The following is a 26,988-nucleotide window of genomic DNA, read 5'->3' as shown; positions in this document are numbered from 1 at the left end:
CCCATGCGCAGATCCACATCCAGACTGGCGGCGGCGGGGGCCGCGATGCTCCTGACGGCGACGCCGGCGGCGCCGGCGCCACGGGTCGTCTCCTTCGACCAGTGCGCCGACCAGTTCGTCCTGGCCATCAGTCCGCGTCATGCTATCGCCGGCCTGTCGCCTCGCGCCGACGATCCCGACTCCCGGCTGCGCGCCTCGGCCCGCGGCCTGCCGTTGCGCCGGGTCGGCCTGGAAAGCGCGCTGGCCGCCCGGCCGGACGTCGCCGTCCGATACTGGGGCGGCGATCCCCGCCTGACCGACGCCTTGGCCCGGCGCGGCGTCCGCATCGTCACCATCGACGAGGCCGGCGACTTCGCGGGCGTCCGACGCAATATCCGCAAGGTCGCCGCCGCCCTCGATCAGCCCGCGCGCGGCGAGGCGCTGGTCGCCGAGATGGACGCGCGCCTTGCCCGCGCCGCTGGCGCCTGGAAAGGGGCCAGCGTGCTCTACGTGACGCCCGGTGGCGTAACCGCCGGGGGCGGCACCCTGATCGACGCCGTCCTGCGCTCGGCTGGGCTCGCAAACGCCGAGCGGCGTCCGGGTTTCCACACCATCTCCCTCGAGAGCCTTGCCCTGACCCCGCCGCAGACGGTGGTGCTGGGCTTCTTCGACGCTTTCCGTCTGGCCGGTGACCATTGGGGTGCGGGCCGTCATCGCGTTCTGCAGCGGATCGTCGCGGAGCGGGCGGTCGCCAGCCTTCCGGGATCGATGCTCGGCTGTCCCGACTGGGGCGCGGCCGAGGCCGCCGAGCAGCTCGCCCTGGCGGCGCGGCGATGAGGCAGCTTTCGCTCAACCTGGTCCTAGCCGGCCTGCTGCTGGCCGTGCTGGCGGCCGGCCTGCTGCTCGGTGAGACGCGGCTCTCGGCCGCGCAGATCGCCGAGGCGCTCCGCGCGCCGGACTCAGGACCCGGCGAGGTGCTGTTCGCCATCCGGGCGCCGCGCGTCGCCACCGCCGCCCTCGTCGGCGCGGCTCTGGGGCTGTCGGGCGCGGTGCTGCAGGGCCTCCTGCGCAATCCGCTGGCCGATCCGGGCGTGCTCGGCGTGGCCGGCGGCGCCGGGCTCGGGGCCGCCCTCGCCATCTCCCTCGGCCTCGCGGTGATGCCTGGCGCCATCGAGGCCGCCGCGCTGGTCGCCGCCCTGCTGGCCGGCCTCTTGCTGACGCTGGTGGCTGCGCGGTTCCGCGAGCCGGAGGCGCTGATCCTGTTCGGCGTCGCCCTCTCGGCGTTCACCGGCGCCGTCACCTCGCTTGTGTTCAACTTCTCGCCGTCGCCCGTCACCCTGGCGGAGGTGTTCGCCTGGCTGCTGGGCTCGGTGGCCAACCGCGACTGGGCCGACTTTACGCGCGCCCTCGGACCAATGGCGCTCGGCGCCGGCCTGTGCGCCTACGCCGCCCGTGGCCTCGTGATGCTCAGCCTGGGGGAGGAGACGGCCGCGATGTCCGGCCTGCCGATGCGCCGGCTGCGCACGGCCGCGGTCGCCGGCGCCTCGATCCTGACCGGCGCCGCCGTCGCGGCCGCCGGCATCGTCGGATTCGTCGGCCTGGCCGCGCCCCATCTCGTCCGCGCCGCTGTCGGCTCGGGGCCGAGTCGGATCCTCGCGCCCTCCGCCCTCGCCGGCGCAGTGCTGCTGACCGCGGCCGACCTGGCGGGGCGTATCATCCCGACCGAACAGGAACTGAAGCTCGGCGTCGTCACCGCCCTGTTCGGCGGGCCGCTGTTCGCCCTGATCGCCTGGCGCGCGGCACGGAGCTGGCGCGGATGACGCCGGCCCTGCGCCTTCGCGACGCCCGGGTGCAGCGGGATCGGCAGGTCGTGCTGGACGGCGCCGGTCTCGTGGCTGCGCCGGGCGAGGTCGTCGGCGTCGTCGGTCCCAACGGCGCCGGAAAGACCACCTTGCTGCGCGCCGTCCTCGGCCTTGCCCGCCTCGACGCGGGGACGGCCGAACTGGGCGGGCGGCCAGTCGATCGCCTCTCGGACGCCGAGCGCGCGGCGCTCGCCGCCTATCTGCCCCAGGAGCGTCGGATCGGATGGAACCTCTCCGCTTGGCGGATCGCCGCCCTCGGGGCGCCGGACGCGCAGCCCGGCGAGGCGCAGGCGCGCGCCCTTGCCGCCCTGGCGAGGGTCGGCCTAGCGGGGCTGGAAGATCGCGGCGTCCTCGACATGTCCGGCGGCGAGCGGGCGCGGACCCTGCTCGCCCGCCTGCTTGTCACCGGCGCGCCGCTGTTGGTGGCCGACGAGCCGACGGCTGGCCTTGACCCCGACGCACAGCTCCTCGCCCTCGACCTGTTCCGGGAAGAGGCGAGCCGGGGCGCGGCGGTGGTGCTGACGCTGCACGATCTCGGCCTGGCCGCGCGCGCCTGCGACCGGCTGGTGGTGATCCACCACGGTCGCGTTGTCGCCGAGGGCGCGCCGCAAGATGCTCTAAGCCCGCAGGTGCTGTTCGAGGTCTTCGGTCTCGCCGCTCGCCTGATCGAGACCGACGCCGGTCCGGTCCTCGCCGCCCGCCGCGCTTAGTCGGTCGCGGCCGCGTCCGTGCTGGCGGTCTGCGTCGCCGCGGGCGGATAGCCGTAGCCGCCGCGCCGCAGATCGTTGGATAGGGTGATCGGCACCCGCCCGCCGTGCAGCTTGGCGCGGTACATCTGCATCCCCTCGAGCACCCGCATGACGTAGTTGCGGGTCTCCGAGAATGGGATGCACTCGATGAAATCGATCGGGTCCGTGCTCCCGCCGCGCGGGTCGCCGCAGAACGCCGACCACTGGGTCGGCCGCCCCGGCCCGGCGTTATAGCCGGCCGTCGCCATGATGTAGGACCCGGAGAACTGGCCGACCAGCTGCCCCAGGTAGCTCGATCCGAGCCGCATGTTGTAGTCCGGGTCATCCAGGCGGGCGGGCGAATAGTCCATGCCGTTGCGGCGGGCGACGATCTGCGCCGTCGCCGGCATCACCTGCATCATGCCGCGCGCCCCGACCTGCGAGCGGACCAGCGGGTCGAAACCGCTTTCCTGGCGGGTGATGCCGAGCACCAGGGCCGGCTCCGGCCCGTTCGCCACTTGCGGGGGCGTGCGCAGCGGATAGCCGCGCTCGGGCAGCAGGAAGCCACGCTGCGCGGCGGCGCGGACGATTTTCATCGAGGTGTCCTGGTCGCCGTAGTTTCGCGCCAGGTCGACCAGCAGGGCCTGGTCTTCGAGGGTGTCGAGGTTGTCGTCCAGAAACAGCGCGAACACCCGGAACAGATCTCGGTACCCCTGGTCGAACAGCAGCCGCGTCGCCTGCACCGTCTCGCGGCCCTCGAACTTGGCCCGGTGCGCCTGGCTGATCGCCGGGTCCTTGCCGAGGTGCAGGTCGAGACCGATCCGCTCGGCCGCCAGCTGGCCATAGAAGGTGCCGTAGTGCTGGGCGCCGTCAGCGTAGAACTGCTGAGCCGCGGCGTGGTCGCCCTTGGCTTCGGCAGCGCGGCCCTGCCAGTAGCGGGCCCGGCCGCGCGTGATCGGCGAGGCGCCGATCTTCTCCAGGTTCGCAAAGTGGCGCGCCGCCCGGTCCGGGTCCTTGAGCTTCGAAAGCGCCAGCCAGCCGGCGTAGAACTCGGCGTCCGCCGCGTCGCCGCCGCTGGTCAGGCCGCTGTCGGCCGCCGCCGCATAGGCGGCGCGCGCATCGCCGGCCCGCACCGCCGCCAGCACCAGGCGATGCCGCTCGTACCAGATCTTGTCGGCCTGCTCGGCGGTCAACGCCTCGCGGGGGAAATACGGAAGCTGCGCGGCGGCCAGCGTGTCCATGCCGGCCCTGCGCAGGAAGGCGGCGCGCTCGACCGCGACGCCCGGGCTCTGGGCGACCGAAGCGGGCAGGGCGTTCACCAGGGCGTTGGCGTTGGAGGAGCCGGCCCGAAGCGCGATCCGCGCTGCCGCCGCCGCCTGCTGGTCAGCCGGGAGCAAGGCGACGATGTCGCGCGTCGCCGGTCCCTGCGGGCCGTAGAGCAGGATGTCGGCGCGCCGGGCATGATCGTCCTGGGTCAGGATGTCGCCGAACCGGGCCAGCATGCTGCGCTGCGCGTCCGCCTCGAAGCTGCGGTCGCGCCACCAGCGGCGGATCAGGCTCGTGGCCTCGGCGGGCTTGCCGGCAGCGCGCAGCGCCGACCCCAGGGCCATGGCCCCCTCGGCGGTCTGCGGCTCGCGGCCCTGGAACCAGGCGACGACCTCGGCGGGCGACTTGCCGGAGGTCTCGATCAGGCGCTCGGCGGCGGCGATACGTCGGGCCTCGCGCGGCCACCCGGCCAGGTCGCGGCGCGCCTGGTCCGCCTCATAAAAGCTCAGTGACGTCGAATTGGCGTCGACCAGCACCCAGGTCGCTGTCTTCCGGGCCAGCGAATCACCGATCTGGCCGATCGCCACGCGGGCGCCCGCGGCGTCGCCGCGGCGTCCGGCGTCGACCGCTCGGCGGAAGCTGGCGGCGTCGGCGTCCGACAGCGGCCGGCGCACAGTCTGATGATGCGCGACGGGGGCAGGGGCCTCGGGCGGCGCTTGGGCGGCGATCAGGTCGCCGAGGGGGTCCGGAGCCTGCGCCCGCGCCAGAGTGCCGGCGAGCATGACCATACCGGAGAGGAGAAGCGCTTTTCGGACGTTCACGTGCAACTTTGTCCCCCGACGGAACTTGCCGATATGAAGATTGCGGGGCAAACCCGCATCCCCATAATGTCGCGCGTTTTCTGAACGTCGCTCAAACAAGCGCGCTCTTCACGGCTTTTTGCGAAAGACCATGACCGACCTCTCGTTCAGGGGCGTCCTTCCGGCGCTTGTCACTCCCTTCCGCAACGGCCGCGTCGATGAGGCGGCGTTCGTCGCCCTTGTCGAGCGCCAGATCGACGGCGGCGTCCATGGCCTTGTGCCGGTCGGCACCACCGGCGAGACCGCCACCCTCAGCCACGAGGAACACCGCCGGGTCGTCGAACTGTGCGTCCAGACCGCGCGCGGACGGGTCCCGGTGATCGCCGGCGCCGGTTCGAACTCGACGGAAGAGGCCATCGAGCTTGTGCGCCACGCCAAGGCGATCGGCGCCGACGCCGCCCTGGTCGTAACGCCCTATTACAACCGCCCGAACCAGGAGGGGCACTACGCCCACTTCGCGGCGATCAACGACGCCGTGCAACTGCCGGTGTTCGTCTACAACGTGCCGAGCCGCACCAGCACCGACATCTCGAACGAGACCCTGGCCCGCCTCGCCAAGCTGCCGAACATCATCGGCATCAAGGACGCAACCGGCGATCTGACCCGCGCCAGCTTCCAGCGCCTGATGTGCGGCGAAGATTGGATCATGCTGTCGGGGGACGATCCCACCGCGCTCGGCTACATGGCCCATGGCGGCCACGGCTGCATCTCGGTGACCGCCAACGTTGCGCCGGAACAGTGCTCGGCCTTCTATGACGCCGCCCTGTCCGGCGACTGGGCCGGGGCCCTGCAGGCCCAGGATCGGTTGATCACCCTGCACAAGGCGCTGTTCTCCGATTCCTCGCCGGCTCCGACCAAGTACGCCCTGGCCCATCTCGGCCTGTGCACCGACGAGGTGCGCCTGCCGCTGGTCGCCGCGTCCGAGGCCTCCCGCCGCGAGGTGCTCCAGGCGATGAAGGACGCAGGCGTGGCCTGATGGCCGGCAACCCTGCAGCGGGCAAGCTGATCGCCGAAAACCGGCGCGCCCGGTTCGACTACTTCCTGGAGGACACCTTCGAGGCCGGCATCGCCCTGACCGGCTCGGAGGTGAAGAGCCTGCGGAACGGCAAGGCCAACATCGCCGAGAGCTATGCGGCCGTGGAAGGCGATCAGGTCATGCTGGTGAACGCCGACATCCCGAAGTACGCCCAGGCTGGTCCGCATTTCAATCACGAGCCGAGGCGGCCCCGGAAGCTGCTGCTCCACCGCCGCGAGATGGACAAGCTGATCGGCGCGGTGAACCGCGACGGGCGGACGATCATCCCGACCAAGCTCTATTGGAACGACAAGGGCCTGGCGAAACTCGAACTGGCCCTCGCCAAGGGCAAGAAGGTCCACGACAAGCGCGACACCGTGGCCGAGCGAGACTGGCAGCGGGACAAGGCGCGCCTGCTCCGCGACAAGGGCTGAGCCCTAGCGCGACGCGTAGGCGACCACCTTAACCCGCCGGCCCGCGGGCAGCGGATCGCCGGGCCGCAGGCCGTTCAGCATCAGGAAGGTGTCGAGCCGCGCCTCATCCACCGCCATGCGCTGGGCCAGCCGCTCTGGCGTGTCCCCGGGCCGGGCGGCGATCACCTCGATCCGGCGGGCGCGCAGTTCGGCCGATTCGCGCGGACCGACGCGGCGCAGCGACCTGATCAGCTCGTCGACCGTGCGCGCCCCGCCGTTCGGCGCCAGGAAAAGGAACTGGAACGTCTGGTTCGGCCCGCCTTCGAACACGGCGACGGTCACCTCGACAGTTCCGCGTTGGCTCCGCGCCAGGGCCGGCAGGACGATCCCGTCCATGCCGCCGCTGCGCACCCGCTCGGCGCGGCCGGCCTGGACCGGCGTCTGACCGGCGGCGCGGCGCAGCGCCTGATAGGCCTGGTCCTCGAGATCGCGCCCGCTTCGCCCGGTAATGGTGAACTCGCCGGCCAGGTTGTTCGGCCCCTCGATCTTCACCGCCTGCGGGCTGTTGGACAGGGTCACCCCCGGCGGCGCGTCGAAGGCGACGCCGAGACCGGGATGCGCGAAGCCACGCCGGTTGACGAAGCCCTGCTCCGGGTCGTCGCCGTAGAGCAGCCCGTCGATGGCGGCGAAAAACGGCTCTTCGCGCTCGCTGGCGCCGGGCTGCGGCGTGACGCGGCGCGCCTCCTGGGCGGCGCGGGCGATACGCTCGCCGGTCAGGGGGTGGGTGCGGGCCCACTCCGGCACCGCCTTGGCCGGCTCCTGATTGCGCTGACGCTCGCTCAGCTGGTCCTCAGCTTGCAGTGCGCTCAACATGTCGGCCACCGCGTGCGGCGCGTACCCTCCGGCGGTCAGGTAGCGCACCCCTAGAGCGTCGGCCTGGAACTCCTGATTTCGCGAATAGCTCAGCACGTTGAGCTGGCCGAATCGGTTGGCCAGCTGGGCGAGCTCGCCGGAGCCGGTCACCGCCCCGACGATCAGCGCGCCGATGCCGGACAGCACCGTCCGCTGCTGGCGCCCGCCGGCGTGATTCGCCGTCACATGGCCGACCTCGTGGCCAAGCACGGCGGCCAGTTCGGCCTCGCTGTTCAGGATCGCGAGCAAGCCGCGCGTGATGTAGACGTGGCAGCCCGGCGGGGCGGTGAAGGCGTTTACCGCCGGGGAATTCACCACATGGAAGCCGCAGTCCCGACGGCCCGCGGCGCCGGCCACGCGCTCGCCGACCTGGCGCACATAGGCGGCCTGGCGGCCTTCCAGGAGACCGCCATAGGCCTCGATGGTCGCCACATGCTCACGGGGAACCGGCGGCGGGCTGGGGTTTCGTTGCAAGCTCGGCTGAGCCACGGCGGCGCCCGCCAGGCTGACGGCGGCGGTGGCAAGGAGAAGTCGGCGCATGACAGCAAGCTCCACCATGGATCGCCGCATCACAACAGCGCAGCCGCCGTCGGGTTCCCGAGGTCGCAGGAGAGGGAGCTTTCCTCGCCGCAGCCGACGGCCGCCATCGGGCCATCGGCTGAACCCGTCAGGTGGACGGGGAGGGTGGTGCCGCCGGGCAGGATTGAACTGCCGACCTCAGCCTTACCAAGGATGCGCTCTACCACTGAGCTACGGCGGCGAAAGGCGAGGCGGCGCATATAGCGGGCCGATCCCGCCGCGTGAAGCCCAAATCGCGCAGCTCGCTTGACGCAGGCTCCGGCCGGTCGCACCGGTGGCTCATGAGCGCCGACCCGCCGCCCAAAAAGACCCATGCCGAGGAGCGCCAGGAGAAGCTTGCCCAGGCCCTGCGGGCGAATCTGCGCCGCCGCAAGGCCGCCGACCCGGCGCCGCCCCGCAAGCCGGAGACCGATGGCTGACGCCCTTTGCGCTGCTGCGCCGTCAGGCTAGATAGCCCCGACCGGGCGCGCCGATATTCCGCAGGCGGCGCCCAGATCGAGGAACGGGATTGGACCGCATCGCCATCATCGGCGGCGCCCGCCTGACGGGGGAAATCCCGATCAGCGGCGCCAAGAACTCGGCCATCAAGCTGATGGCGGCCAGCCTGCTCACGGACGAGCCCCTGCGCCTGACCAACATGCCGCGCCTGGCCGACACCCGCTTCCTCGGCCGACTGCTGCAGCGGCTCGGGACCGAGGTGATCGAGCGCGACGGTCCGGACGGAGCCGAGACGCTGCTGACGACCCGCGAAGTGGTCTCGGGCTTCGCGCCCTACGACCTGGTCCGCCAGATGCGCGCTTCGTTCAACGTCCTTGGCCCGCTGCTGGCCCGCAGCGGCCAAGCCAAGGTCTCGCTGCCCGGCGGCTGCACCATCGGCGCCCGGCCGGTCGATCTGCACCTCAAGGCGCTGGAAGCGCTCGGAGCCCGCATCGATCTTCATGAGGGCTACGTCTACGCCCAGGCGCCGCGCGGCCTGAAAGGCGGCCAGATCGAATTTCCGTTCGTCTCCGTCGGGGCTACCGAACATGCCCTGCTGGCGGCTGTCCTGGCCGAAGGACAGACGGTGATGACCAACGCCGCCTGCGAGCCGGAGATCACCGACCTCGCCGAGTGCCTCAACAAGATGGGCGCGAAGGTGGCCGGCGCCGGAACGTCGACGATCCGGATCGAGGGCGTCCGCCGTCTGACCGGCGCGACTCACGCCGTGCTGCCCGACCGCATCGAGACCGGCACCTATGCTATGGCGGCCGCCATGGCCGGTGGCGAGGTGCGGCTGACCCGCACCCGTAGCGACTTCCTGACCACCCTGATCGACAAGCTGGTCGAGGCCGGCGTCGAGGTTGTGCCGCACAACGACGGCTTGACCGTTCGTCGCGATCCGTCGCGGCGCCTGAAGGCCGTCGAGCTCGAAACCGATCCCTACCCGGGCTTCGCGACCGATCTTCAGGCTCAATTCATGGCCCTGATGACCCTCGCCGAGGGTGAGAGCGTTATCCGCGAGACCATCTTCGAGAACCGCTTCATGCACGTCCCCGAACTCGCCCGCCTCGGCGCCGAGATCGCTGTCCAGGGCGGCGAGGCGCGGGTTCGCGGGGTCGAGACGCTGGAGGGCGCGCAAGTGATGGCCACCGACCTGCGGGCTTCGGTCAGCCTCGTCATCGCCGGCCTCGCGGCACGCGGCGAGACGGTGGTCAACCGCGTCTACCACCTCGACCGCGGTTTCGAGAGGCTGGAGGAAAAGCTCAGCGCCTGCGGGGCGCAGATCCGCCGCATCAAGGGTGAGCCTGAGCCCCAGGTCGAGGAGTAGGCGTTCGATGGCTCAAGCCCAGCCCCTTCGCCTGCTGGCGCAGGACGAGGCCGATCTTGCGGTCCTGTCCGCCGCCGCCCAGGACGCGGTGCTGAAGGTTGGCGACATCCAGTTCGAAGCCGCCGCTCGCCGCCTGACCCTCGCCTTCAACCGCTACCGCTGGGAGGGGGCCGGCCGCCAGCGCGTACGCGCCGCGCTGCAGATCGCCGGCGTGCTCAAGGTCGAGGCGCGCCGCATCCGCCGCAACGCGCCGGACGCGGTGCTTCAATTGCTGGCGATCACCTTCGAGGCCGGCGAAGCTCCGGGCGGCGTGCTGACCCTCAGCTTCGCCGGCGGCGGCGACGTGCGGGTTGAGGTCGAGTGCATCGAGGCCGTCCTGGCCGACGTCTCCCAGCCCTGGCCGACGCCGCGCACGCCCGAGCACGAGGCCTGAGGGTTTCGCGGAGATGGCGGTTTTGCCGCCGTCCCGCTAAGAGAGCCCGCCATGCGACGCTTTCGCTCCACCGACGCCGATTTCGAAACCGCCTTCGCCGCCTTTGTCGAGGAGCGTCGCGACACGCCGGAGGAGGTCGACGCGATCGTCCGCGACGTGCTGGCCGCCGTTCGCTCCGAAGGCCTCGAGGCTCTGCTGCGCTATGCTCGCGAGTTCGACAAGGTCGAGCTGACCGAGGCGACGATCCGGGTCAGCGCAGCCGAAATCGACGCCGGCGCCGAGTCCTGCCCGGCCGAGGTCCGCGAGGCGATCGCCTTCGCCGCCGGCCGCATCCGCGCCTATCACGAGCTTCAGCGGCCGGCGGATCAGAAATTCACGGACGAGGCCGGCGTCGAGCTCGGCTGGCGTTGGGGGCCACTCGAATCCGTTGGCGTCTACGTGCCAGGCGGCCGCGCCGCCTATCCGTCGACCGTGCTGATGAACGCCGTGCCGGCCGCCGCCGCCGGTGTCGAGCGCATCGCCATGGTCACCCCGCCGGGCCGCCTGCAGCCAGCCGTGCTGGCCGCCGCCCAGGCCGCGGGCGTCACCGAGATCTGGCGCGTCGGCGGGGCCCAGGCGGTCGCCGCCCTGGCCTATGGTGCCGGGCCGATCCGGCCGGTCGACAAAATCGTTGGGCCTGGCAACGCCTTCGTGACCGCCGCCAAGCGGCGGGTCTATGGCGTCGTCGGCATCGACGCGCTGGCCGGACCGTCGGAGATTGTCGTCGTCGCCGACGGGGCCAATCATCCCGACTGGATCGCCGCCGACCTGCTCTCCCAGGCCGAGCACGACCCGGCGGCGCAATCGATTCTGATCACCGACGACGAGGCGTTCGCCGAACAGGTGGTCGCCGCCCTCGAGACCCAGCTCTCCGTGCTGGCCACCGGCAAGGACGCGTCCGCCTCCTGGCGCGACCACGGCGCCGTCGTCATCGCGCCTCTGGCCGAGGCCCCGCGGCTGGTCGACCTCATTGCTCCCGAACACGTCGAGTTCGCGGTGGAGAATCCGGAACGTCTCGCCGACCGGGTGCGCCACGCGGGCGCGATCTTCCTGGGTCGCCTGACCCCGGAGGCGATCGGGGACTATGTGGCCGGCTCCAACCATGTCCTGCCGACCAGCCGTGCGGCGCGGTTTTCTTCAGGCCTGTCGCTCTACGATTTCCTCAAGCGCACCTCGTTCGTGAAATGCGACGAGGCGGCGTTCGCAGCGCTCGCTCCGGCCACGGTCGCCCTGGCCGAAACCGAAGGGCTGCCAGCCCACGCCCGCTCCGCGGCGATCCGGCTCGGGCAGACCAAGGCCTAGGAACCGGATCGCCCGAGGCCGCGTTCCCGCCTTTCGGGGGAGCGTCACCTTAAGGCCCGGCATGTTCCAAACTTCCGCCGCTGACCAAACCGCGGCTGCACCCGCCGCGGTCCAGCCCTCGCTCGCCGAACAGCTCTGGGCCTTCGGCCGCGACGCCTGGACCCATCTCAACAGCCTTGATCCCGGCGAGGCCGGGCTGAACTTCCTGATTTCGGCGGCCATCGTCCTGGCGGCGTTGGGCGTGGTCTGGGCGCTGCGCCGCCTCTTCGATCACTGGCTGTCGCGCCTGTCCGAGCACGAGAGCGTCGAGATGGCCGAATCGGAGCGGCGCACGCCGCGCGCCGCCGGCTTGACCTGGGGTCTCCTGCGTCTGGTCATCCTCCTGAGCGCGCTCGGCATGGTCGCAGCGGTGTGGGGAATCGATCTGCTGGCCTGGCTGTCCGGGGAGGCCGGCGTCCGGCTGATCCGCCTGGCTCTGATCGCCGTCCTCGCCACCGCACTGGTCGAGGTCGCCGGCTTCGTCATCGGGCGGTTCGTCGAGGGCTTCGCGAGCCGCAGCCGCGATTCGCGTCGCGCCAGTCAGATCCGCTCGCTGGGGCCGCTGCTCAAGGGCTCGGTCCAGGCGGTGCTGATCGTCGTCGGTCTCCTCACCGTCCTGTCGGAAATCGGTGTCCAGGTCGGGCCGCTGCTGGCCAGCGCCGGCGTGGTCGGACTGGCGCTCGGCTTCGGGGCCCAGACCATCGTCAAGGACTTCCTGACCGGGGTCTTCCTGATCGCGGAGGACGCCGTCTCCGTCGGCGACAACGTCCGTATCGGTGAAGCCGGCGGCACGGTGGAATCGATGACCCTGAGGACGATCCGCCTGCGCGACATGGACGGGACGCTGCACATCTTCCCCTACAGCGAAGCCCAGGTGATCCATAACCGCACCAAGGCCTTCTCGTCCTATGTCTTCGAGGTTCTGGTGACCTACGCGGCCGATGTCGACCAAGCGCTGCAGGTGATGGCCGAAGTCGGTGAGACGATGCGCGCCGACCCGGCGTTCAGCGGAGTCATCACCAAGCCGTTCGAAATTCTCGGCGTGGACCGGCTCACCGACAGCGGAGTGCTGTTGAAAGCTCGGGCGACCACCCGGCCTAAGGAGCAATGGAAGATCGGCCGCGAGTACAACCGACGGGTAAAGCTGGCCTTCGACGCCGCCGGCATCGAAATCCTCGCCAAGGCGACGCCGGTCGTGCTGTCCGAAGCCCCAGGCGAGCCGACCCCTGAGCCTTCATCCACGAGGGCGGCTGAGCCGCGCAGCTTCGAGGCGCCGGAGGCGCGGTCATCAAGCTGAACCATTCCTGTCAAAATCGTCGTGCAAGCCGTTCAGGCAGGGATTCCTAAGGTCGTCTCCATCGGGGCCGACGGCCCTGTCGAAGACACCAGAAGACGGAGTTTCCAGATGCCCAACTTCAAGACGACCATCGGCGGCGGCGCGCTCGCCGCGCTGCTGGCCGGCGCGATCGCCGCCAGCGCTTCCGCCGCGCAGGCGCAAGGCATCGGCGGGGTCACCAACTGCTCGGCGCCAGGCGGCAAGCAGGAGGCCGGGGCCCTGATGGGCGCGGTGGTCGGCGGCTTGATCGGCAACAAGGTCGGCGGCCGGCATCCGACCGGCGAGACTGTGGTCGGAGCCGCGGCCGGCGCCGCGGCAGGTTCGGCGATCGGCTGCCAGATGCAGAAGAGCCGGGCGAACGCGGCCCACGCCTCGACCTACACCCAGGGCGGCTATCGGCTCTCGTCCGAAATCGCGCCAGCGAAGTTCAACAAGATCGGCGACACCTTCGTCTCGCGCCGCTCGGTGAACTTGCGGGCCGCGCCGTCCACCGGCTCCAACCGCGTCGGCGCATTGCGGCCGGGCGAGCAATTCCAGGCTCTGGCTCAGGTGCGCGGAAGGGAGTGGATTCTTGTCGGTCAGGACGGCGTCGGGATCGGCTATGTCCACGGCGACTTCGTCGAACCAACCGGCCGCCGCTACGCCCGCTATTGAGCGACGGATCGAGACGCCCGACGCACCTGCGCCGGGCGTTTCATCATGTCCGGGATGACGCAGGCCCCGGGATTGTCATAAAGCTCGCCATCGCCTCAACGCGGACGCCTGATCCGGAAGCAATGGCCGACGAGCGCAAGATCCATCGCCTGCAAAGCGTCGAGCTCGACGACGAGTCGCTCGCGGCGGTGTCGCGCGACCAGGAGCAGGAGCGGCAGATCGCCATCTTCGACCTGCTCGAGGATAACTATTTCCAACCCGACGGAGCGGCCGGCGGACCGTACGACCTGCGGATGGGGCTGGTGGAGAATCGGTTGGTGCTCGACGTCCGCGGCCCCGACTACGTCCGCAGCCACGTCCTGTCGCTGTCGCCATTCCGAGGCTTGATCAAAGACTATTTCATGATCTGCGAGAGCTACTATCAGGCGATCCGCAACTCGACGCCGTCGCAGATCGAAGTGCTCGACATGGGCCGCCGCGGCGTCCACAACGAAGCCTCCGGACTGTTGCAGGAGCGGCTGAAGGGCAAGATCGAGACCGACCTCGGCACCGCCCGTCGTCTGTTCACCCTAATCTGCGCGCTGTATCGGCGCGGGTAGCGGATGTCCGATCCGCCTCCTTCCGATCCGCCGATCGGCGCGGTCCTTTTCGCCTGCAACTTCAACCGCGTCCGCTCTCCCATGGCCGAGGCGCTGCTGAAACGGCTGGTCGGTGACCGCATCTTCGTTGACAGCTGCGCGCTCAAGCCGGCCCTGGAAGACGGGATCGATCCCTTCGCCGAGGCGGTGATGGCGGAGATCGGCTGCGACCTCGCCCCGCACCGCGCCAAGACGTTCGACGAGCTGCAGGACGACTCCTTCGACCTGGTCATCTCGCTAACGCCGGAGGCCCAGCACCGGGCGGTCGAACTCAGCCGCGGCCGGGCTACGGAAATCGAGTACTGGCCGACGTTCGACCCGACCCTGGCCGAAGGCTCGCGCGAGGCGCGCCTGGCGGCCTACCGCCAGGTTCGCGACACCCTTGCCGAGCGCATTCAGGCCCGGTTCCGGCGCTGATGCGCGCCCATCGACCGCAGCATCCCCTCTGGATATACATCTCGCCGATCCCCGGCTCGCGTCCCAAAGGGTGCGGGCCGTCCTTTTACGCCGATGATGCTGCTTGGGAGCCTGCATGGCGAAGGATGAGCTTCTGGAATTTCCGGGCACGGTCAGTGAAGTCCTGCCCAACGCGACCTTCCGCGTGAAACTCGAGAACGAGCACGAGATCATCGCCCACACGGCCGGCAAGATGCGCAAGAACCGCATCCGGGTCTCGGCCGGCGACAAGGTGCTTGTCGAGATGACACCGTACGACCTTTCCAAGGGCCGCATCACCTTCCGCGTTCGATAGGAATTCAGAGTTTGGCCCCACCCCCTCAACGCCTGGTCCTGGCCTCGGCGAGCCCGCGTCGCCTCGACCTCCTGCGCCAGGTCGGGTTGGAGCCGGACGCGGTCACCGCCGCGGACATCGACGAGTCTCCGCTTCGCAATGAAACGCCGCGCCGGCTGGCGCTGCGCCTGGCGGCGGCCAAGTGCGCTCATGTCGCCGCAGCCGACTCGGCAGCCTTTGTCCTCGGCGCCGACACCGTCGTCGCGGTTGGCCGCCGCGTCCTGCCGAAGGCGCAGACGGCGGAAGAGGTCCGCGCCTGCCTCGACCTGCTCTCCGGTCGCTCGCACCGTGTGCTGACCGCCGTCGCGGTCGCCGGCCCAGACGGCCGTCGGGTCGAGCGGCTCTCCGAAACCCGCCTGCGGTTCAAGCGGCTCAGCGACGACGACATTGCTCGCTACATCGACAGCGGCGAGGGGATCGGCAAGGCCGGCGGTTACGGCGTCCAGGGCCGGGCCGGAGCCTTCGTGCTGGAACTCCAGGGCTCCTACACGGGTGTCGTGGGCCTGCCGCTCTATGAGACCGTTAGCCTGCTCGAAGGCGTGGGATATATCCGCCGATGACCCTACGTCGCCTCTTCCTCGACCGTGGCGTCGGCGAAAGCCGCGGGGTTGTCACCCTCGACGGCGCTCCGGAACGGCTGATCGTCCATCGCGACGGCGACGATCCGAAGTTGCGGCTCGGCGCTCGGGCCATCGCCCGCGTGGCCAGCCTTGAGCCCGCCCTCGCCACCGCCTTCCTCGACCTGGGCGGGGGCGCGGAGGCGATCCTGCCGTTCAAGAGCGACGCAAAGCCGGTCCGCGGACAGGCGGTGGAGATCGAGATTCGCAGCGAGCCACGCCGCGGCAAGCTGGCCATCGCCAGGCTGGTCGGGGAGGAGGAGGGGGCGCCACGCCTGCTCGGCGAGCCCCGCTCCCTGGCCGACGAGCTTCGCGGCTACGCCCGCGACGCCGTTATCATCGAAGGTCCGGAGGCCCGCGCCGTCGCCGACGAGGCGGAGGCCGAGGCTTTGGAGATCCTCCATCCGCTGCCCGGCGGCGGCGTCCTCGCCATCGAACCGACCCGGGCGCTCACCGCCATCGACGTCGACACCGGCGAACGCAAGGGGGCGGACGTCAAGCGCGTGACCCGCCAGGCGAACCTGACGGCCCTGACCCTGGCTGCCCGGCTCCTGCGGCTTAAGGGAATCGGCGGCATCGTCGTCGTCGATTTGGTTGGCCGCGGTCACGACGGCAACGCGTTGATGGCCGCCGCGCGGGCCGCCTTCGGGCCGGACAATCCGGGTGTCGCCATCGGCCCGGTTGGCCGCTTCGGGACGATGGAGCTCTCGTTGCCCCGTCGCGTCCGGCCGCTTGCGGAGGTTCTGTGTGGCGAAGACGGTCGCTTCAGCGATCGGACGCTCGCCTTGCGGCTCATTCGGAAGCTCGAATCCGAAGCGATGGTTCAGCCGGGGGCTCGGCTCGTCGCCTCCGCCGCGCCGACCATCGCCGAGGCGAGCCGGCCGCTGCTCGCGCCGCTGGCCGGGCGCTACGGCGCCCGGTTCGATCTGCGCCCCACGCCCGGCTACCCGCGCGAGCGCTTCGAGGTTGGGACAGCATGAGCGCCCCGGGTTGTCCCATCTGTGGCAAGCCGTCGGTCGAGAAATACCGGCCGTTCTGCTCCGGCCGTTGTGCGAACGTCGACCTTCAGCGCTGGCTGACCGGCGCCTACGCCGTACCGGCCGAGGAGGGGGAGGGCGGCGTTTCGGACGATCCGACCGAGGACTGAAAGCCCGGCTGGACTTCCGAAATCGGCTCTTCTATAGACGCGGCTCCCGCGTCGGCGGCCTTCGCCTGGGTAGCTCAGTTGGTAGAGCAGCGGATTGAAAATCCGCGTGTCGGTGGTTCGAATCCGCCCCCAGGCACCACTTCCCTCATAGAGAGGCCAGCGCCTCCGCTCGGCGCAACTTTCGCGCGCGGCGACACTTCGCGGTTGAGCCAATTCAGTCCTCTCAGTCCAGATTCCAGGCGGCTGCGGGCGATCTCTATTCTGATCAACGGAGCGGGTTCCGTCGCGTCACGTCAGCAGTCTGCCTATATTCGCCGCAGCGAACGCTAGGAACTGCGGCGCCGTGATCCAGACTTCCGGAAACGGAGTTCTGTGAATTTTTCATTGCAATGCAGCATCTGCACAGCCGCCTTAGAGGAGTGGCCGAGAAAAAACCGTGGCGCATCAATGTGTGCGTTGCAGCAACAACCAGAATGGGTCGCTCTCTGTGATCACGGCGCTAAGACTGACCCCTTGACGCCTAATTAAGGGGTTGCCAAAGGGTCACAGCCGCACGTCTAACATAGCGGTAAGACTTCGGGTCCCCGACAGGGGCTCGGGGTCGCCTCGCGCCTTCGAAACGCCAAGCTTCCCACGAGCAAGTTGGGAGATGCGTTACGGGTCGGGCGTAAGCGACAGCGGTCTGTCGCCGCGGTCCGAGAAATCGGGTCGGGGCGGCGGGCTTGTTTCAACTAGGGTGGAGACGCTCTCGCGCGACGACCCTCCGGCCAATCGTGCTAGACCAACCAGGAACTGGCGACAGATGCTCGACAACAAACTGAAGACCCCCTTCATCGCTCTCGCTGGCGCGCTCGCGCTGGCGCTGAGCGCGCCGGCGTTCGCCCAGGACGCCGCCGCCCCCGCCGCCCCGGCCGCTGCGGCGCCCGCGGCTGACGCCGCCGCCGCTCCTGCGGACGCGGCTGCTGCTCCGGCCGCCGCTCCCGCGGACGCCGCTGCGGCTCCGGAATCCTCCGATCCGCCGACCATGAAGCACGCCGGCAAGCTCGGCATCGGCACCATGTTCATGGACGCCGACCCGGTCGTTAAGGTCATCATGATCGGCCTGGTGCTGGCTTCGATCTTCTCTTGGACCCTGCTGGTCACCAAGCTGGTCGAATTCCGCAGCCTGAACCGCACCACCGACAACTTCCTTGAGCAATTCCGCGGCGCGAAGTCGATCAACGACATGAACCGCATCGCGCTCTCGGAAGAGTTCGACGGCAACCCGCTGGCCGACATGGCCGCCGCGGCCGCGCAGGAAATCGAGCTGTCCCGTCAAGCGGGCCTGCAGATCACCGGCGAACACCGCGACAACACCATCGCGCGCGCTGCGGCCGCCGTCGGCGCCGTGCAAGCCTCGCTGGCTCGCCGCCTGTCGAACGGCATGCAGTTCCTGGCCTCGGTCGGCTCCAACGGTCCGTTCATCGGCCTGTTCGGCACCGTCTACGGGATCATGAACTCCTTCATCGGTATCGCGAACACCAACACGACCAACCTGGCCGTCGTGGCCCCCGGCATCGCCGAGGCCCTGCTCGCCACCGGTCTGGGCCTCTTCGCCGCCATCCCGTCGGTTATCTTCTACAACTACTTCCAGACGCGGATTTCCGCTTACGGCGCCCGTACGGAAGGGTTTGTGGCTGAACTGCTGAACGCCATCTCGCGGCAGCTCGACAAGGGAGCCTAAGCCACATGGCAGCCAAACTCTCGGGTTCCGGGGGTGGCAGGTACCAAGAGGAGCAGAACGCAGAGATCAATGTCACGCCCTTCGTGGACGTGATGCTGGTCCTCCTGATCATCTTCATGGTGGCGGCGCCTATGGCGGCGGTCACCGTGAAGGTGAACCTGCCCCCCGCGGTGGCTCCGCCCGGCACGAACCCGCCAAAGCCGGTCTACATCTCGCTGCAATCGAACGGCCGGATCTTCATCCAGGACTTCGCGACGGATCTCTCCGCCCTCGGCGACGATCTCCGCGCGAACCTGGGCGAGAGCCGCAACCCGACGAAAGAGCGGATCTTCATCCGGGCTGACAGGGACGTGCTCTACGGCGACTTCATGGGCGTTATGAACATGCTGCAGGACAATGGGTTCTACAGCGTGGCCCTGGTCGGCGAAGAACAGTGAGGGGCGTGACACATGGCTGACACCTCCCAACACGAAGCGATGCACGTTCGGCACAACCCGTTCGACGATCCGAAGCCGAAGGCCAACAAGGGCGCGATCATCGCCATTGTTGTGTCCCTCATCGCTCACGTCGCCGTCGGTGTGTATCTTTGGAAGACCCGTTTCGAACCGAAGTACAAGGCGTACTCGGATGAGGTGACGGACGTGGCGATCATCAAGCCCGTCCCGCCGCCGCCTCCGCCGCCGCCGCCGCCGCCGCCGCCGAACACGCCGCCGCCGCCGCCGCCCAAGCTGCAGCCGCGGCCTCCGGTTGCGGTGACTGACGTGCCGACCATTCCGCCGCTGCCGGTTCCGCCGGTCGAGCGTCGGGTGGAAGAGCCCCGGCCGCCGGCTCCGCCGCCGCCGGAGCCGCCGCGCCCGTCGGTGATCACGCAGCCGGACTGGCTTCGTCGTCCCTCCGCCGAGGACATGGCCCGGTATTATCCGGAACGTGCCCAGCGGATGGAAACCGAAGGCCGGGCCACGATCAGCTGCTCGGTGACCGCGCGCGGTACGCTCGAGACCTGCTCGGTGGCTTCGGAAGAACCCGGCGACATGGGCTTCGGCGATGCCGCCCTGCGTCTGGCGCGTCTGTTCAAGATGCGGCCCCAGACCAAGGACGGCCAGCCGGTCGACGGCGGCACTGTGCGGATCCCGATCCGCTTCAGCCTGCCCCGCTGATCGCTCAGCGAGCCAAGGAACAGGCCCCGGAGGCGTCCGCCTCTGGGGCTTTTTCTTTGCCGTAAGGCCTGAGGCAAATCCGGCGCGCAGCGCGCTTGATCGGCGCGGCGGTCGCGACTAGAACCGGCGCTCGCGATGCGCCGCCCTAGCTCAGTTGGTTAGAGCGCCAGATTGTGGCTCTGGAGGTCTCCCGTTCGATCCGGGAGGGCGGTACCATCGCTTTCGGCGTGTTTGCGCCGATCACGCGATATCCAAAATTTCGAACTCAGCCCGCCAGGGCCAGCGTCGCCGGCTGCTCGGCGCCGGGAACGGGCTCGCCGAGGAACTCGGCGGCCCGGGCGAGGGTCCATTCGCGTAGCTTGCGCATGGCCGGGCGCTTGGCCGCGTCGTCACGCATGGCGAAGACGTAGGCGCCGATCTCGGCCCCGAGCGAGACGCCCGGCGGGCTCGAGACCGGCTCCAGCACGCCGTCCAGGATATCGTCGGCGATGAGGAAGGGGTTGGCCAGCGCCACGCCCTGGCCGCGCCGGGCGGCGTCAAGCGTCATGTGGGCGTGCCACAGACGCGAGCCGGGGAGGCGGGCCGGGGTCTCGACCCCATGGGCGGCGAACCAGCCGCGCCATTCCTCGTCGTTCTCCTCGTGCAGCATCTTCACGGTCAGGAAGTCGCTCGGTTCGCCCGCGATCGGATTGGCGTCCAGCCACTGGCGACTGGCCACGGGGAACACCTGCGGCCGCGCGAAGGTCAGCCAGTCGACGCCGGGCGGCGGACCCGCGTCGGCTATGTCGCGCACGAAGCGGATGTCGCCGTCGGCCTCGTCGGCGTTGAAATCGGGCGCGGCGTCCGTGGGGCGCAGTTCGACCTCGATGCCCGGGTTCAGTTCGGAGAAATGATCCAGCGCCGCCGCCAGCCATCGCGTGGCGAATCCTGGCACGCACCAGATCAGCAGCCGGTCGCCCTTCTCGCCGCCCATGACCTCGCGGGTGGCGCGAGCCACCTCCATCATCGAGGCCGAAATCGCGGCGTGATAGCGTCGGCCGGCGGCGTTCAGTTTCGGAGTCGCCGAACTGCGGTCGAACAGCGCCCGGCCCAGCCAGGCCTCCAGGGCCCGAAGGTGGCGGCTGACGACGGCGTGGTCGACGCACAGCTCCAGCGCCGCCTTGCGCACGCCGCCCACCCGGCCCACCGCCTCGAAGGCGCGCAGCGAGGCGAACGGCGGAATGGCCTTACGCTCGGCGACGAGGCCGGCGGCAGGGGTGTGCTTGAGGATTTCGATGTCGTTCATGGTCGGGCTTCCGGCCTTCGGCCTGTCTGCCGGGATATCAAGGCTACAACCGGCCGACCGCCCGTGAAAGGCCGGCAAACCGCCGCGCCTGCGGTTGGTCACAGCCTGTGGCGGTCAGTCCGCACCAGCTCATGCAGGAAATCGACCACCGCCCGGATGCGCGGCAGGTGCCGCTGATCGGCGTGGAGCACCAGCCAGTAGCTCCGCTCGATGGCCACCGCTTCGGGCAGAATCCGCACCAGCCGCGGGTCCTGAGCGGCGGCGAAGACGTGCAGAACGCCCAGCCCGAGGCCGGACGCCACCGCCGCCTGCTGCGCGGCGATCGAGCTTGAACGGAACACCGGCCGGGCCCCGGCCACGACCTGGTCGAGGAATTTCAGCTGCGGAATGTCGATAAGATCGTCGATGTACCAGACCAACGGGTGGTCCTTCAGCTCCGACAACTGGGCGATCGGCCCGACGCTCTCGAGGTAGTCACGCGAGGCGAACAGTCCAAGGCGATAATCGGCGAGCTTCTGCGTGTAGAGCCGCCCGCTCTCGGCTCGCGACAGGCTGACGGCGATGTCCGCCTCGCGCTTCGAGAGATTGACCGCCCGCGCCTCCGGAACCAGCTCCAGCGTGACGCCCGGATGGCGCTCATGCAGCGCCTTGACGTGCGGCGCCACCAGCCATGCCCCGAACGCCTCCGGCGTCGCCAGGCGCACGGCGCCGGCCGGTCGCTGGCTCTCGGCGCCCAGCTTCTCGGCGGCCGCCAGGGCCTCGGCCTCGATCCGCTCGGCGTGCTCCAGCAGTCCCGCCCCGGCGTCGGTCAGCTTCGCGCCGCGTGGCGAGCGGTGCACCAGCTTGGCGCCGACGGCGCCCTCCAGGGCGCTCAGCCGGCGAGCCACCGTCGTGTGATCCAGGCCGACCCGGCGGCTCGCCGCGACTAGCCCTCCCGCCCGCGCGATGGCTACGAAGATCCGCAGGTCGTCCCAGTTCATATTATGCATTTCTGCACATCACATGCGCGGGATCCAGCATTGCCTTGCATATCCGCCCTGATAGAACCGCCAGGAACAGGGGAGGACCCGAGTATGCGCACCATCCATCAATTTATCGACGGCGCGGCCTACACTGAGGCTGGCGGCCGTCTGCAAGACGTCTTCAACCCCAGCACCGGCGCCGTTCAGGCCCAGGTTTCGCTGGGCGGCTCGGCCCTCGTCGACCGTGCGGTCGCCTCGGCGGTGAAGGCCCAGCCGGCCTGGGCGGCGGTCAACCCGCAGCGCCGCGCCCGCGTCATGTTTGAATTCAAGCGACTGATCGAAGCCAACATGAAGGAGCTCGCCGAGCTCCTGTCGTCGGAACACGGCAAGGTCGTCTCCGACTCCATGGGCGACATCCAGCGCGGCCTCGACGTGGTCGAGTTCGCCTGCGGCATCCCGCACCTGATGAAGGGCGAGTTCACCGACGGCGCCGGCCCCGGCATCGACGTCTACTCCCTGCGCCAGCCGATCGGCGTCGCCGCCGGCATCACCCCGTTCAACTTCCCGGCGATGATCCCGCTGTGGATGCTGGCTCCGGCCATCGCCTGCGGCAACGCCTTCATCCTGAAGCCGTCCGAGCGTGACCCGTCGGTGCCGATCCGCCTGGCCGAGCTGCTGATCGAAGCCGGCCTGCCGCCGGGCGTGCTCAACGTCATTCAGGGCGACAAGGTCGTCGTCGACGCCATCCTCGACCATCCGGCGATCAAGGCCGTCAGCTTCGTCGGCTCCTCGGACATCGCCAACTACGTCTACGGACGCGGCGCCGCCAACGGCAAGCGCATGCAGTGCATGGGTGGGGCGAAGAACCACGGCATCGTCATGCCGGACGCCGACCTCGATCAGACCGTCGCCGACATCATGGGCGCGGCCTACGGCTCGGCCGGTGAACGCTGCATGGCCCTGCCGGTGGTGGTGCCGGTGGGCGAGTCCACCGCCGAAGCCCTGCGCGCCAAGCTGATCCCGGCCATCGAGGCCCTGCGCGTCGGCGTCTCGACGGACAACGACGCCCACTACGGCCCGGTGGTCACCGGCCAGCACAAGGCGCGAATCGAAGGCTACATCCAGATGGCGATCGACGAGGGCTCCGAGCTCGTCGTCGACGGCCGCGGCTTCAAGCTGCAGGGCCACGAGGAAGGCTACTTCCTCGGCCCGACGCTCTTCGACCACGTCAAGCCGGGCATGAAGTCCTACGAGGACGAGATCTTCGGCCCGGTCCTGCAGATGGTCCGCGCGTCCAGCGCCGACGAGGCGATCGAGCTGGCGTCCAAGCACCAGTACGGCAACGGCGTGGCCATCTTCACCCGTAACGGCGACGCGGCCCGCGAATTCGCCGCCAAGGTCGAGGTCGGCATGGTCGGCATCAACGTGCCGATCCCGGTGCCGGTGTCCTACTATTCGTTCGGCGGCTGGAAGCGGTCCGGGTTCGGCGACCTCAACCAGTACGGCATGGACGGCATCCGGTTCTACACCCGGACGAAGACCGTCACGGCCCGCTGGCCGAAGGGCGGCGCCGTGTCCGACCAGAGCTTCGTCATCCCGACGATGCGCTGATTTCCGACGAAGCGGGTCACCGCTTCAAGGCGAGACAAGGCCGGGGGAAACCCCGGCCTTTTTTCGTTTTCGGCAGCCTGCCGACAAACTGCGAGCACAGATTGCCTAAGCCTTGGGCGCTGGCGCCCCGGTGCAGTGCATGTCTCACCTGTTGTCAAAATTGCACCGATTCTGTTCGCCGAACGGTGACTTTTTGCACTGTTGTCACCTCTATTGCTTGTCCGTAACGTCGGCATGCAGCGGGAATTCCGCGCAAAGGGAGGGGACTATGAGATCGAGGAAACAAACACTGTTCGTGCGCGCCGGCGTCGCCGCACTGGGTTTCGCCCTGGCGGGCGGCTCGTCCGCGGTCGCGCAATCCGGGCCTGAAATCTCAGAAGTGGTGGTCACCGCGACCCGTTCGGCGGAAGTCCTGTCGCGGGTCCCCATCTCCGTCGCGGCCTATACTCAGGAGCAGATGGACCAGCAGGGCGTCCGTCAGTTCAGCGACGTGGTCGCGCTAACCCCCGGCGTCTCGTTCAACACCGACGCCTTCGGCGGCAACGACGTGTCGATCCGCGGCATCCGGTCCAACGCCGGGGCGGCCACCACCGGCATCTACATCGATGACGTGCCGATCCAGCAGCGCCAGCTCGTCGCCAACGGCTCAGTGTTCCCGGCGATCTTCGACCTTGAACGGGTTGAAGTGCTGCGCGGGCCGCAAGGCACGCTGTTCGGCTCCGGCTCGCAGGGCGGCACGATCCGCTTCATCCAGCCGCAACCCAGCCTCAACGATTACTCGGGTTATGCCCGCCTGGAAGGCGCGATTTCGCCGAAACACGACAACAGCTATGAAGGCGGCGTCGCCATGGGCGGCCCGATCATCCAGGACAAGCTCGGCTTCCGCGCCAGCGCCTACTACCGTTACGATGGCGGCTGGATCGACAAGGTCCCGGGGGTCCTCACCGTCGTCGACCGCACCGGCGCCAGCCGCGCCAATTCGATCAGCTTCACCCCGACCGGCAAGGGCGAGACCGACTACAACTGGACCAAGACGCTCGCCCTGCGCGGCGCCCTGAAGATGGCGCCGACCGAGAACTTCTCGATCACGCCGTCCGTCTTCTACCAGCGGGTCAAGCTCGGCGGCGGTAACGAGAACCTCTGGCTGGGGATGTCCGACTTCGGCGACAGTGTCTTCCGCGTGCCGGAGTTCAACCCGCTGCCGGCGAACGGCACGACGCTGACCGACCTCACCCTGCCCGACACCGAGCGCGGCCGCTCCGACCTGTTCATGACCGCAGTGAACATGCAGTGGGACCTGGACGCGGTGTCGCTCTACTCGACGTCCTCGTACCTGCGTCAGCACCGGGTGCAGTACTACGACTACACCTTCGGCTACACGCGCTCGTACAACTTCGAGGACTTCGTCCCACCGGGCGGCAAGTACCCGGCGATCGTCGACGGCCTGCAGAACAGCTTCGTGCAGGAGTTCCGCATCCAGTATACGGGCGATCGCCTCAAGGCGACGGCCGGCGCCTATTACCAGCATAGCCGTCAGAAGACGAACCTGACCATCCAGGGCAACACCTGGTATTATGCCAACAACTGGTTCGGCGACATCTACTCCGACGACAGCTCGCCGTTTGGCCCGGGCCATCCGGCCTCCGAACAGGTCTGGGGCTATCCGCTGCTTCCCGGCTCGACCGTCTACTACGGCGACGAGTGGTCGAAGGAACGCCAGCTGGCCGGCTACGGACAGGTGGACTTCAAGCTCACCGAACAGCTCAGCATCGTCGCCGGGGTCCGCTACTCCCGCAACTGGCTGCGCTATGAGCAGTTCCTCGACGGCCCGGAGAACAACCTGACCTCGCCGTTCGGCGCCGACTGCCCGACCGGGCCGGTCTGCCCGTTCAACAATGGCGGTCCGTTCGCGCCGGAATTCCCGGGCGGCGTCGTCAAAACGGCCGAGAACTCGTTCGCGCCGAAGGTCGGCCTGAACTTCCAGATGGATCCGGACAACCTGTTCTACGGCTCGATCGCCAAGGGTTATCGCCCGGGCGGCGGCCAGATGCCGGTGCCCGCGGCCTGTAACGAAACCCTGCTGGAGTTCGGCTACGTCGACTCCAACGGCCGCCCGTACACGCCGCCGACCTACGAGTCGGACACGGTGTGGTCCTACGAACTGGGGTCGAAGAACCGGCTGTTCAACGGCATGGTTTCGTTCGCGGGCAGCGCCTACCTCATCAAGTGGAAGAACATCCAGACGTCGATCACCCTTCCGGTCTGCGGCTACGGGATCATCGACAACCTGACCTCGGCGACGGTGAAGGGCTTCGATGTCGAGCTGGACGTCCGTCCGATGGACGGCCTGACCCTCGGCGTCAGCGCTGGCTACAACGAGATGACCCTCGACGAGGAACTGCTGTCGCCCACCGGTCAGATCATCCTGCCGGGTGACGCGCCGGTGGCCGGCTCCGGCGCGCCCTGGCGGGTCGTCGTCTCGGCCGACTACACGCGGCCGATCAACGAGACGATGGACTTCTATGCCCGCACGGACATCAACTACACGGGCAAGATGCCGCGTATCGGCACCCAGATCCCGGGCGTCCTCAACTACGACCGGCTGCTCGAGCCGACCGGCGATTACACCATCGTCAACGCGCGCATGGGTATCCGTCGCGACTCCGTCGACCTCTCGGTGTTCGTGAACAACCTGTTCGACGAGCATCCGCTGATCGGCGAGACGCACAGCCGCAACCGCGGCTGGACCTGGACCGGCCGCACGGTCCGTCCGCGGATCATGGGCGTCACGGCGTCCTACCGCTACTGATCGTCTCGACGAGACGACAGGGAAGGTCCGGGCTTCGGCCCGGGCCTTTTCGTTTGGCTACCGTAGTTTCCCTTAAGTGCGCCGGCGGCGCGGCGCGCCTAGCGTGACATCAAGCCGGGATACGAACACCGGCCAGGAAGACGGGCGACCTGCCCCTTCACGGTCGCCCCTAAGCGCCCGGGAGCTCCCTCACTCGCCAATCCCGGGCGCTCTTCTTCCGACTACTTGGTGAGCTCGAGCGGGGTGACGCCGGCCGCCAGGGCCAGGCGCACGGCCGACGACAGGCCGCGCACCCCAAGCTTCTCCATCACCTTGGCGCGATAGATCTCGACGGTGCGGACGCTCAGGTCGAGTTCGTAGGCGATCAGCTTGTTCGGCAGTCCGGCCAGCAGGCCGCGCAACACCTCGCTCTCACGCTTGGACAGCCGCTCGACCAGGCCGCGAGCCTCCGCCGCATGGGCGCTGTCCTCGGCCAGCTCGTCCAGCTTGCGGAAGGCGTCGTCGGCGACCCCCAGCAGCTCGTCGGCAACCAGCGGCTTCTGCAGGAACTCGAATGCCCCGCGCTTCATCGCCTCGACCGCCGTGCGGACGTCGTTGCGGGCCGTCAGGACGACCACGGGCCAGGTCACCTTGTGATCCGAGACTGCCTTCAGAACCCCGAAGCCGTCGAGGCCCGGCATAAGGATGTCGAGCAGCACGCACCCGGGCGCCAGGTGGGGCAGGGCGGCGACGAACGCATCGCCGTCGGCGTGGTGCGTGACCTCATAGCCCACCCCCTCGACGATCTCGGCCGCAAGCTCGCGGACGAGCGCGTCGTCGTCCACCAGATGGAGGATGCGTCCGACCTTCTCCGCGGTCATCTCAGCCCCGGTGGCGTTGCTTGACATTCACCCCCCTACATGCGCCCTTCCGGCCCTCATATCACCCAACTTTCCGAAGATGCACGCCTACCGCACGCACACCTGCGGCGAGCTCCGCGCCGCCGACCAAGGCAAGACCGTCCGCCTCTCCGGCTGGCTCCACCG

General features: G+C 69.2%; 27 protein-coding genes and 3 tRNA genes. 24 read left to right on the top strand and 6 right to left on the bottom strand.

The window, feature by feature from the left end; all coding sequences use genetic code 11:
* The first annotated feature begins 45 nt into the window (after positions 1-45).
* Genes ACILRF_RS02880 through ACILRF_RS02870 form a run of 3 tightly spaced genes read left to right on the top strand, consistent with a single transcriptional unit; the run spans position 46 to position 2,551 of the window.
* Positions 46-816, top strand: coding sequence for an ABC transporter substrate-binding protein (locus tag ACILRF_RS02880; RefSeq protein WP_395670762.1), 771 nt, complete (start codon positions 46-48; stop codon positions 814-816).
* On the top strand, positions 813-1,799 hold the full coding sequence (locus tag ACILRF_RS02875; RefSeq protein ID WP_395670761.1) for a FecCD family ABC transporter permease: 987 nt from the start codon (positions 813-815) through the stop codon (positions 1,797-1,799). The genes ACILRF_RS02880 and ACILRF_RS02875 overlap by 4 nt, the downstream gene beginning before the upstream one ends.
* The gene (locus tag ACILRF_RS02870) at positions 1,796-2,551 is read left to right on the top strand and encodes an ABC transporter ATP-binding protein (RefSeq protein ID WP_395670760.1); all 756 of its coding nucleotides are present in this window, start codon (positions 1,796-1,798) and stop codon (positions 2,549-2,551) included. The genes ACILRF_RS02875 and ACILRF_RS02870 overlap by 4 nt, the downstream gene beginning before the upstream one ends.
* Here ACILRF_RS02870 and ACILRF_RS02865 read toward each other — a convergent pair.
* Positions 2,548-4,656 carry a transglycosylase SLT domain-containing protein gene (locus ACILRF_RS02865; RefSeq protein ID WP_395670759.1) on the bottom strand — a complete coding sequence of 703 codons (2,109 nt, stop codon included), beginning with the start codon at positions 4,654-4,656 and terminating at the stop codon, positions 2,548-2,550. The genes ACILRF_RS02870 and ACILRF_RS02865 overlap by 4 nt on opposite strands.
* Before the next feature lie 130 nt (positions 4,657-4,786).
* On the opposite strand from ACILRF_RS02865, the gene dapA reads away from it, so the two are divergent.
* Together dapA and smpB are read left to right on the top strand one after the other, a co-directional pair.
* Positions 4,787-5,671, top strand: coding sequence for a 4-hydroxy-tetrahydrodipicolinate synthase (gene dapA / locus ACILRF_RS02860; RefSeq protein WP_395670758.1), 885 nt, complete (start codon positions 4,787-4,789; stop codon positions 5,669-5,671).
* Positions 5,671-6,144, top strand: coding sequence for an SsrA-binding protein SmpB (gene smpB, locus ACILRF_RS02855; RefSeq protein WP_395670757.1), 474 nt, complete (start codon positions 5,671-5,673; stop codon positions 6,142-6,144). Before dapA ends, smpB begins: the two co-directional genes overlap by 1 nt.
* Positions 6,145-6,147: 3 nt before the next feature.
* Here the strand turns inward: smpB and ACILRF_RS02850 are convergent, their stop codons facing one another.
* Together ACILRF_RS02850 and ACILRF_RS02845 are read right to left on the bottom strand one after the other, a co-directional pair.
* Entirely contained in the window at positions 6,148-7,575 is a 1,428-nt protein-coding gene (locus ACILRF_RS02850) for a M48 family metalloprotease (protein ID WP_395670756.1), read from the bottom strand.
* Between the two features lie 145 nt (positions 7,576-7,720).
* Positions 7,721-7,795, bottom strand: a tRNA-Thr gene (locus ACILRF_RS02845).
* 100 nt (positions 7,796-7,895) lie between these two features.
* Between ACILRF_RS02845 and ACILRF_RS02840 the strand changes: the two genes are divergently transcribed.
* The 17 genes from ACILRF_RS02840 (at position 7,896) to ACILRF_RS02760 (ending at position 19,512) form a co-directional block, all read left to right on the top strand.
* The gene (locus ACILRF_RS02840; RefSeq protein WP_395670755.1) at positions 7,896-8,033 is read left to right on the top strand and encodes a hypothetical protein; all 138 of its coding nucleotides are present in this window, start codon (positions 7,896-7,898) and stop codon (positions 8,031-8,033) included.
* An 89-nt stretch (positions 8,034-8,122) separates the two neighbouring features.
* Positions 8,123-9,421 (top strand): UDP-N-acetylglucosamine 1-carboxyvinyltransferase, encoded by a 1,299-nt coding sequence (gene murA, locus ACILRF_RS02835; RefSeq protein WP_395670754.1) that lies wholly within the window; start codon positions 8,123-8,125, stop codon positions 9,419-9,421.
* 7 nt (positions 9,422-9,428) lie between these two features.
* Complete coding sequence (locus ACILRF_RS02830; RefSeq protein WP_395670753.1) at positions 9,429-9,854, top strand: DUF2948 family protein; 426 nt, start codon at positions 9,429-9,431, stop codon at positions 9,852-9,854.
* 51 nt (positions 9,855-9,905) lie between these two features.
* A complete protein-coding gene (gene hisD / locus ACILRF_RS02825; protein ID WP_395670752.1) occupies positions 9,906-11,195 on the top strand; it encodes a histidinol dehydrogenase in 1,290 nt (429 codons plus the stop codon).
* 61 nt (positions 11,196-11,256) lie between these two features.
* Positions 11,257-12,531, top strand: a complete 1,275-nt coding sequence (locus tag ACILRF_RS02820) for a mechanosensitive ion channel family protein (RefSeq protein WP_395670751.1) — start codon at positions 11,257-11,259, stop codon at positions 12,529-12,531.
* Positions 12,532-12,639: 108 nt separating this feature from the next.
* The gene (locus tag ACILRF_RS02815; RefSeq protein WP_395670750.1) at positions 12,640-13,224 is read left to right on the top strand and encodes an SH3 domain-containing protein; all 585 of its coding nucleotides are present in this window, start codon (positions 12,640-12,642) and stop codon (positions 13,222-13,224) included.
* 122 nt (positions 13,225-13,346) lie between these two features.
* Positions 13,347-13,823, top strand: coding sequence for a UPF0262 family protein (locus ACILRF_RS02810; RefSeq protein ID WP_395670749.1), 477 nt, complete (start codon positions 13,347-13,349; stop codon positions 13,821-13,823).
* 3 nt (positions 13,824-13,826) lie between these two features.
* Positions 13,827-14,279, top strand: coding sequence for a low molecular weight phosphatase family protein (locus ACILRF_RS02805; protein ID WP_395670748.1), 453 nt, complete (start codon positions 13,827-13,829; stop codon positions 14,277-14,279).
* A 115-nt stretch (positions 14,280-14,394) separates the two neighbouring features.
* Positions 14,395-14,613 (top strand): translation initiation factor IF-1, encoded by a 219-nt coding sequence (gene infA, locus ACILRF_RS02800; protein ID WP_395670747.1) that lies wholly within the window; start codon positions 14,395-14,397, stop codon positions 14,611-14,613.
* An 11-nt stretch (positions 14,614-14,624) separates the two neighbouring features.
* Entirely contained in the window at positions 14,625-15,212 is a 588-nt protein-coding gene (locus tag ACILRF_RS02795) for a Maf family nucleotide pyrophosphatase (protein WP_395670746.1), read from the top strand.
* The gene (locus tag ACILRF_RS02790) at positions 15,209-16,249 is read left to right on the top strand and encodes a ribonuclease E/G (protein WP_395670745.1); all 1,041 of its coding nucleotides are present in this window, start codon (positions 15,209-15,211) and stop codon (positions 16,247-16,249) included. The genes ACILRF_RS02795 and ACILRF_RS02790 overlap by 4 nt, the downstream gene beginning before the upstream one ends.
* Positions 16,246-16,416 carry a DNA gyrase inhibitor YacG gene (yacG, locus tag ACILRF_RS02785; RefSeq protein WP_395670744.1) on the top strand — a complete coding sequence of 57 codons (171 nt, stop codon included), beginning with the start codon at positions 16,246-16,248 and terminating at the stop codon, positions 16,414-16,416. The genes ACILRF_RS02790 and yacG overlap by 4 nt, the downstream gene beginning before the upstream one ends.
* Before the next feature lie 63 nt (positions 16,417-16,479).
* Positions 16,480-16,555, top strand: a tRNA-Phe gene (locus ACILRF_RS02780).
* Between the two features lie 663 nt (positions 16,556-17,218).
* A complete protein-coding gene (locus ACILRF_RS02775) occupies positions 17,219-18,139 on the top strand; it encodes a MotA/TolQ/ExbB proton channel family protein (RefSeq protein WP_395670743.1) in 921 nt (306 codons plus the stop codon).
* A gap of 5 nt (positions 18,140-18,144) precedes the next feature.
* Positions 18,145-18,576 (top strand): ExbD/TolR family protein, encoded by a 432-nt coding sequence (locus ACILRF_RS02770; RefSeq protein WP_395670742.1) that lies wholly within the window; start codon positions 18,145-18,147, stop codon positions 18,574-18,576.
* Positions 18,577-18,588: 12 nt separating this feature from the next.
* Positions 18,589-19,296, top strand: a complete 708-nt coding sequence (locus tag ACILRF_RS02765; protein ID WP_395670741.1) for an energy transducer TonB — start codon at positions 18,589-18,591, stop codon at positions 19,294-19,296.
* A gap of 139 nt (positions 19,297-19,435) precedes the next feature.
* Positions 19,436-19,512: transfer RNA gene (locus ACILRF_RS02760), tRNA-His, on the top strand.
* Between the two features lie 49 nt (positions 19,513-19,561).
* On the opposite strand, the gene ACILRF_RS02755 is transcribed toward ACILRF_RS02760, so the two are convergent.
* Together ACILRF_RS02755 and ACILRF_RS02750 are read right to left on the bottom strand one after the other, a co-directional pair.
* A complete protein-coding gene (locus ACILRF_RS02755; protein WP_395670740.1) occupies positions 19,562-20,581 on the bottom strand; it encodes a LysR substrate-binding domain-containing protein in 1,020 nt (339 codons plus the stop codon).
* Positions 20,582-20,679: 98 nt separating this feature from the next.
* Positions 20,680-21,561, bottom strand: coding sequence for a LysR family transcriptional regulator (locus ACILRF_RS02750; RefSeq protein WP_395670739.1), 882 nt, complete (start codon positions 21,559-21,561; stop codon positions 20,680-20,682).
* Positions 21,562-21,654: 93 nt separating this feature from the next.
* Here ACILRF_RS02750 and ACILRF_RS02745 point away from each other — a divergent pair, with 93 nt between their 5' ends.
* Positions 21,655-23,154, top strand: coding sequence for a CoA-acylating methylmalonate-semialdehyde dehydrogenase (locus ACILRF_RS02745; protein WP_395670738.1), 1,500 nt, complete (start codon positions 21,655-21,657; stop codon positions 23,152-23,154).
* Between the two features lie 268 nt (positions 23,155-23,422).
* On the top strand, positions 23,423-25,963 hold the full coding sequence (locus ACILRF_RS02740) for a TonB-dependent receptor (protein ID WP_395670737.1): 2,541 nt from the start codon (positions 23,423-23,425) through the stop codon (positions 25,961-25,963).
* A 221-nt stretch (positions 25,964-26,184) separates the two neighbouring features.
* Here ACILRF_RS02740 and ACILRF_RS02735 read toward each other — a convergent pair whose 3' ends face one another.
* Positions 26,185-26,850: a response regulator transcription factor gene (locus ACILRF_RS02735; protein WP_395670736.1), complete on the bottom strand. Its 666-nt coding sequence runs from the start codon at positions 26,848-26,850 to the stop codon at positions 26,185-26,187.
* Between the last annotated feature and the right edge of the window lie 138 nt (positions 26,851-26,988).

It is taken from the genome of Phenylobacterium sp. (assembly GCF_044236515.1).
In the GTDB taxonomy this organism is placed as follows: Bacteria; Pseudomonadota; Alphaproteobacteria; order Caulobacterales; family Caulobacteraceae; genus Phenylobacterium.
Note: the sequence above shows the minus strand (reverse complement) of the source record. Positions and strands in the feature narration are given on the sequence as shown.

Bases quoted from the DNA above. Each gene is read 5' to 3' on its own strand.
- ACILRF_RS02880 (WP_395670762.1), top strand. From the start codon at position 46: ATGCTCCTGACGGCGACGCCGGCGGCGCCGGCGCCACGGGTCGTCTCC.
- ACILRF_RS02875 (WP_395670761.1), top strand. From the start codon at position 813: ATGAGGCAGCTTTCGCTCAACCTGGTCCTAGCCGGCCTGCTGCTGGCC.
- ACILRF_RS02870 (WP_395670760.1), top strand. From the start codon at position 1,796: ATGACGCCGGCCCTGCGCCTTCGCGACGCCCGGGTGCAGCGGGATCGG.
- dapA (WP_395670758.1), top strand. From the start codon at position 4,787: ATGACCGACCTCTCGTTCAGGGGCGTCCTTCCGGCGCTTGTCACTCCC.
- smpB (WP_395670757.1), top strand. From the start codon at position 5,671: ATGGCCGGCAACCCTGCAGCGGGCAAGCTGATCGCCGAAAACCGGCGC.
- ACILRF_RS02850 (WP_395670756.1), bottom strand. From the start codon at position 7,575: ATGCGCCGACTTCTCCTTGCCACCGCCGCCGTCAGCCTGGCGGGCGCC.
- ACILRF_RS02840 (WP_395670755.1), top strand. From the start codon at position 7,896: ATGAGCGCCGACCCGCCGCCCAAAAAGACCCATGCCGAGGAGCGCCAG.
- ACILRF_RS02830 (WP_395670753.1), top strand. From the start codon at position 9,429: ATGGCTCAAGCCCAGCCCCTTCGCCTGCTGGCGCAGGACGAGGCCGAT.
- hisD (WP_395670752.1), top strand. From the start codon at position 9,906: ATGCGACGCTTTCGCTCCACCGACGCCGATTTCGAAACCGCCTTCGCC.
- ACILRF_RS02820 (WP_395670751.1), top strand. From the start codon at position 11,257: ATGTTCCAAACTTCCGCCGCTGACCAAACCGCGGCTGCACCCGCCGCG.
- ACILRF_RS02815 (WP_395670750.1), top strand. From the start codon at position 12,640: ATGCCCAACTTCAAGACGACCATCGGCGGCGGCGCGCTCGCCGCGCTG.
- ACILRF_RS02810 (WP_395670749.1), top strand. From the start codon at position 13,347: ATGGCCGACGAGCGCAAGATCCATCGCCTGCAAAGCGTCGAGCTCGAC.
- ACILRF_RS02805 (WP_395670748.1), top strand. From the start codon at position 13,827: ATGTCCGATCCGCCTCCTTCCGATCCGCCGATCGGCGCGGTCCTTTTC.
- infA (WP_395670747.1), top strand. From the start codon at position 14,395: ATGGCGAAGGATGAGCTTCTGGAATTTCCGGGCACGGTCAGTGAAGTC.
- ACILRF_RS02790 (WP_395670745.1), top strand. From the start codon at position 15,209: ATGACCCTACGTCGCCTCTTCCTCGACCGTGGCGTCGGCGAAAGCCGC.
- yacG (WP_395670744.1), top strand. From the start codon at position 16,246: ATGAGCGCCCCGGGTTGTCCCATCTGTGGCAAGCCGTCGGTCGAGAAA.
- ACILRF_RS02775 (WP_395670743.1), top strand. From the start codon at position 17,219: ATGCTCGACAACAAACTGAAGACCCCCTTCATCGCTCTCGCTGGCGCG.
- ACILRF_RS02770 (WP_395670742.1), top strand. From the start codon at position 18,145: ATGGCAGCCAAACTCTCGGGTTCCGGGGGTGGCAGGTACCAAGAGGAG.
- ACILRF_RS02765 (WP_395670741.1), top strand. From the start codon at position 18,589: ATGGCTGACACCTCCCAACACGAAGCGATGCACGTTCGGCACAACCCG.
- ACILRF_RS02755 (WP_395670740.1), bottom strand. From the start codon at position 20,581: ATGAACGACATCGAAATCCTCAAGCACACCCCTGCCGCCGGCCTCGTC.
- ACILRF_RS02750 (WP_395670739.1), bottom strand. From the start codon at position 21,561: ATGAACTGGGACGACCTGCGGATCTTCGTAGCCATCGCGCGGGCGGGA.
- ACILRF_RS02745 (WP_395670738.1), top strand. From the start codon at position 21,655: ATGCGCACCATCCATCAATTTATCGACGGCGCGGCCTACACTGAGGCT.
- ACILRF_RS02740 (WP_395670737.1), top strand. From the start codon at position 23,423: ATGAGATCGAGGAAACAAACACTGTTCGTGCGCGCCGGCGTCGCCGCA.
- ACILRF_RS02735 (WP_395670736.1), bottom strand. From the start codon at position 26,850: ATGTCAAGCAACGCCACCGGGGCTGAGATGACCGCGGAGAAGGTCGGA.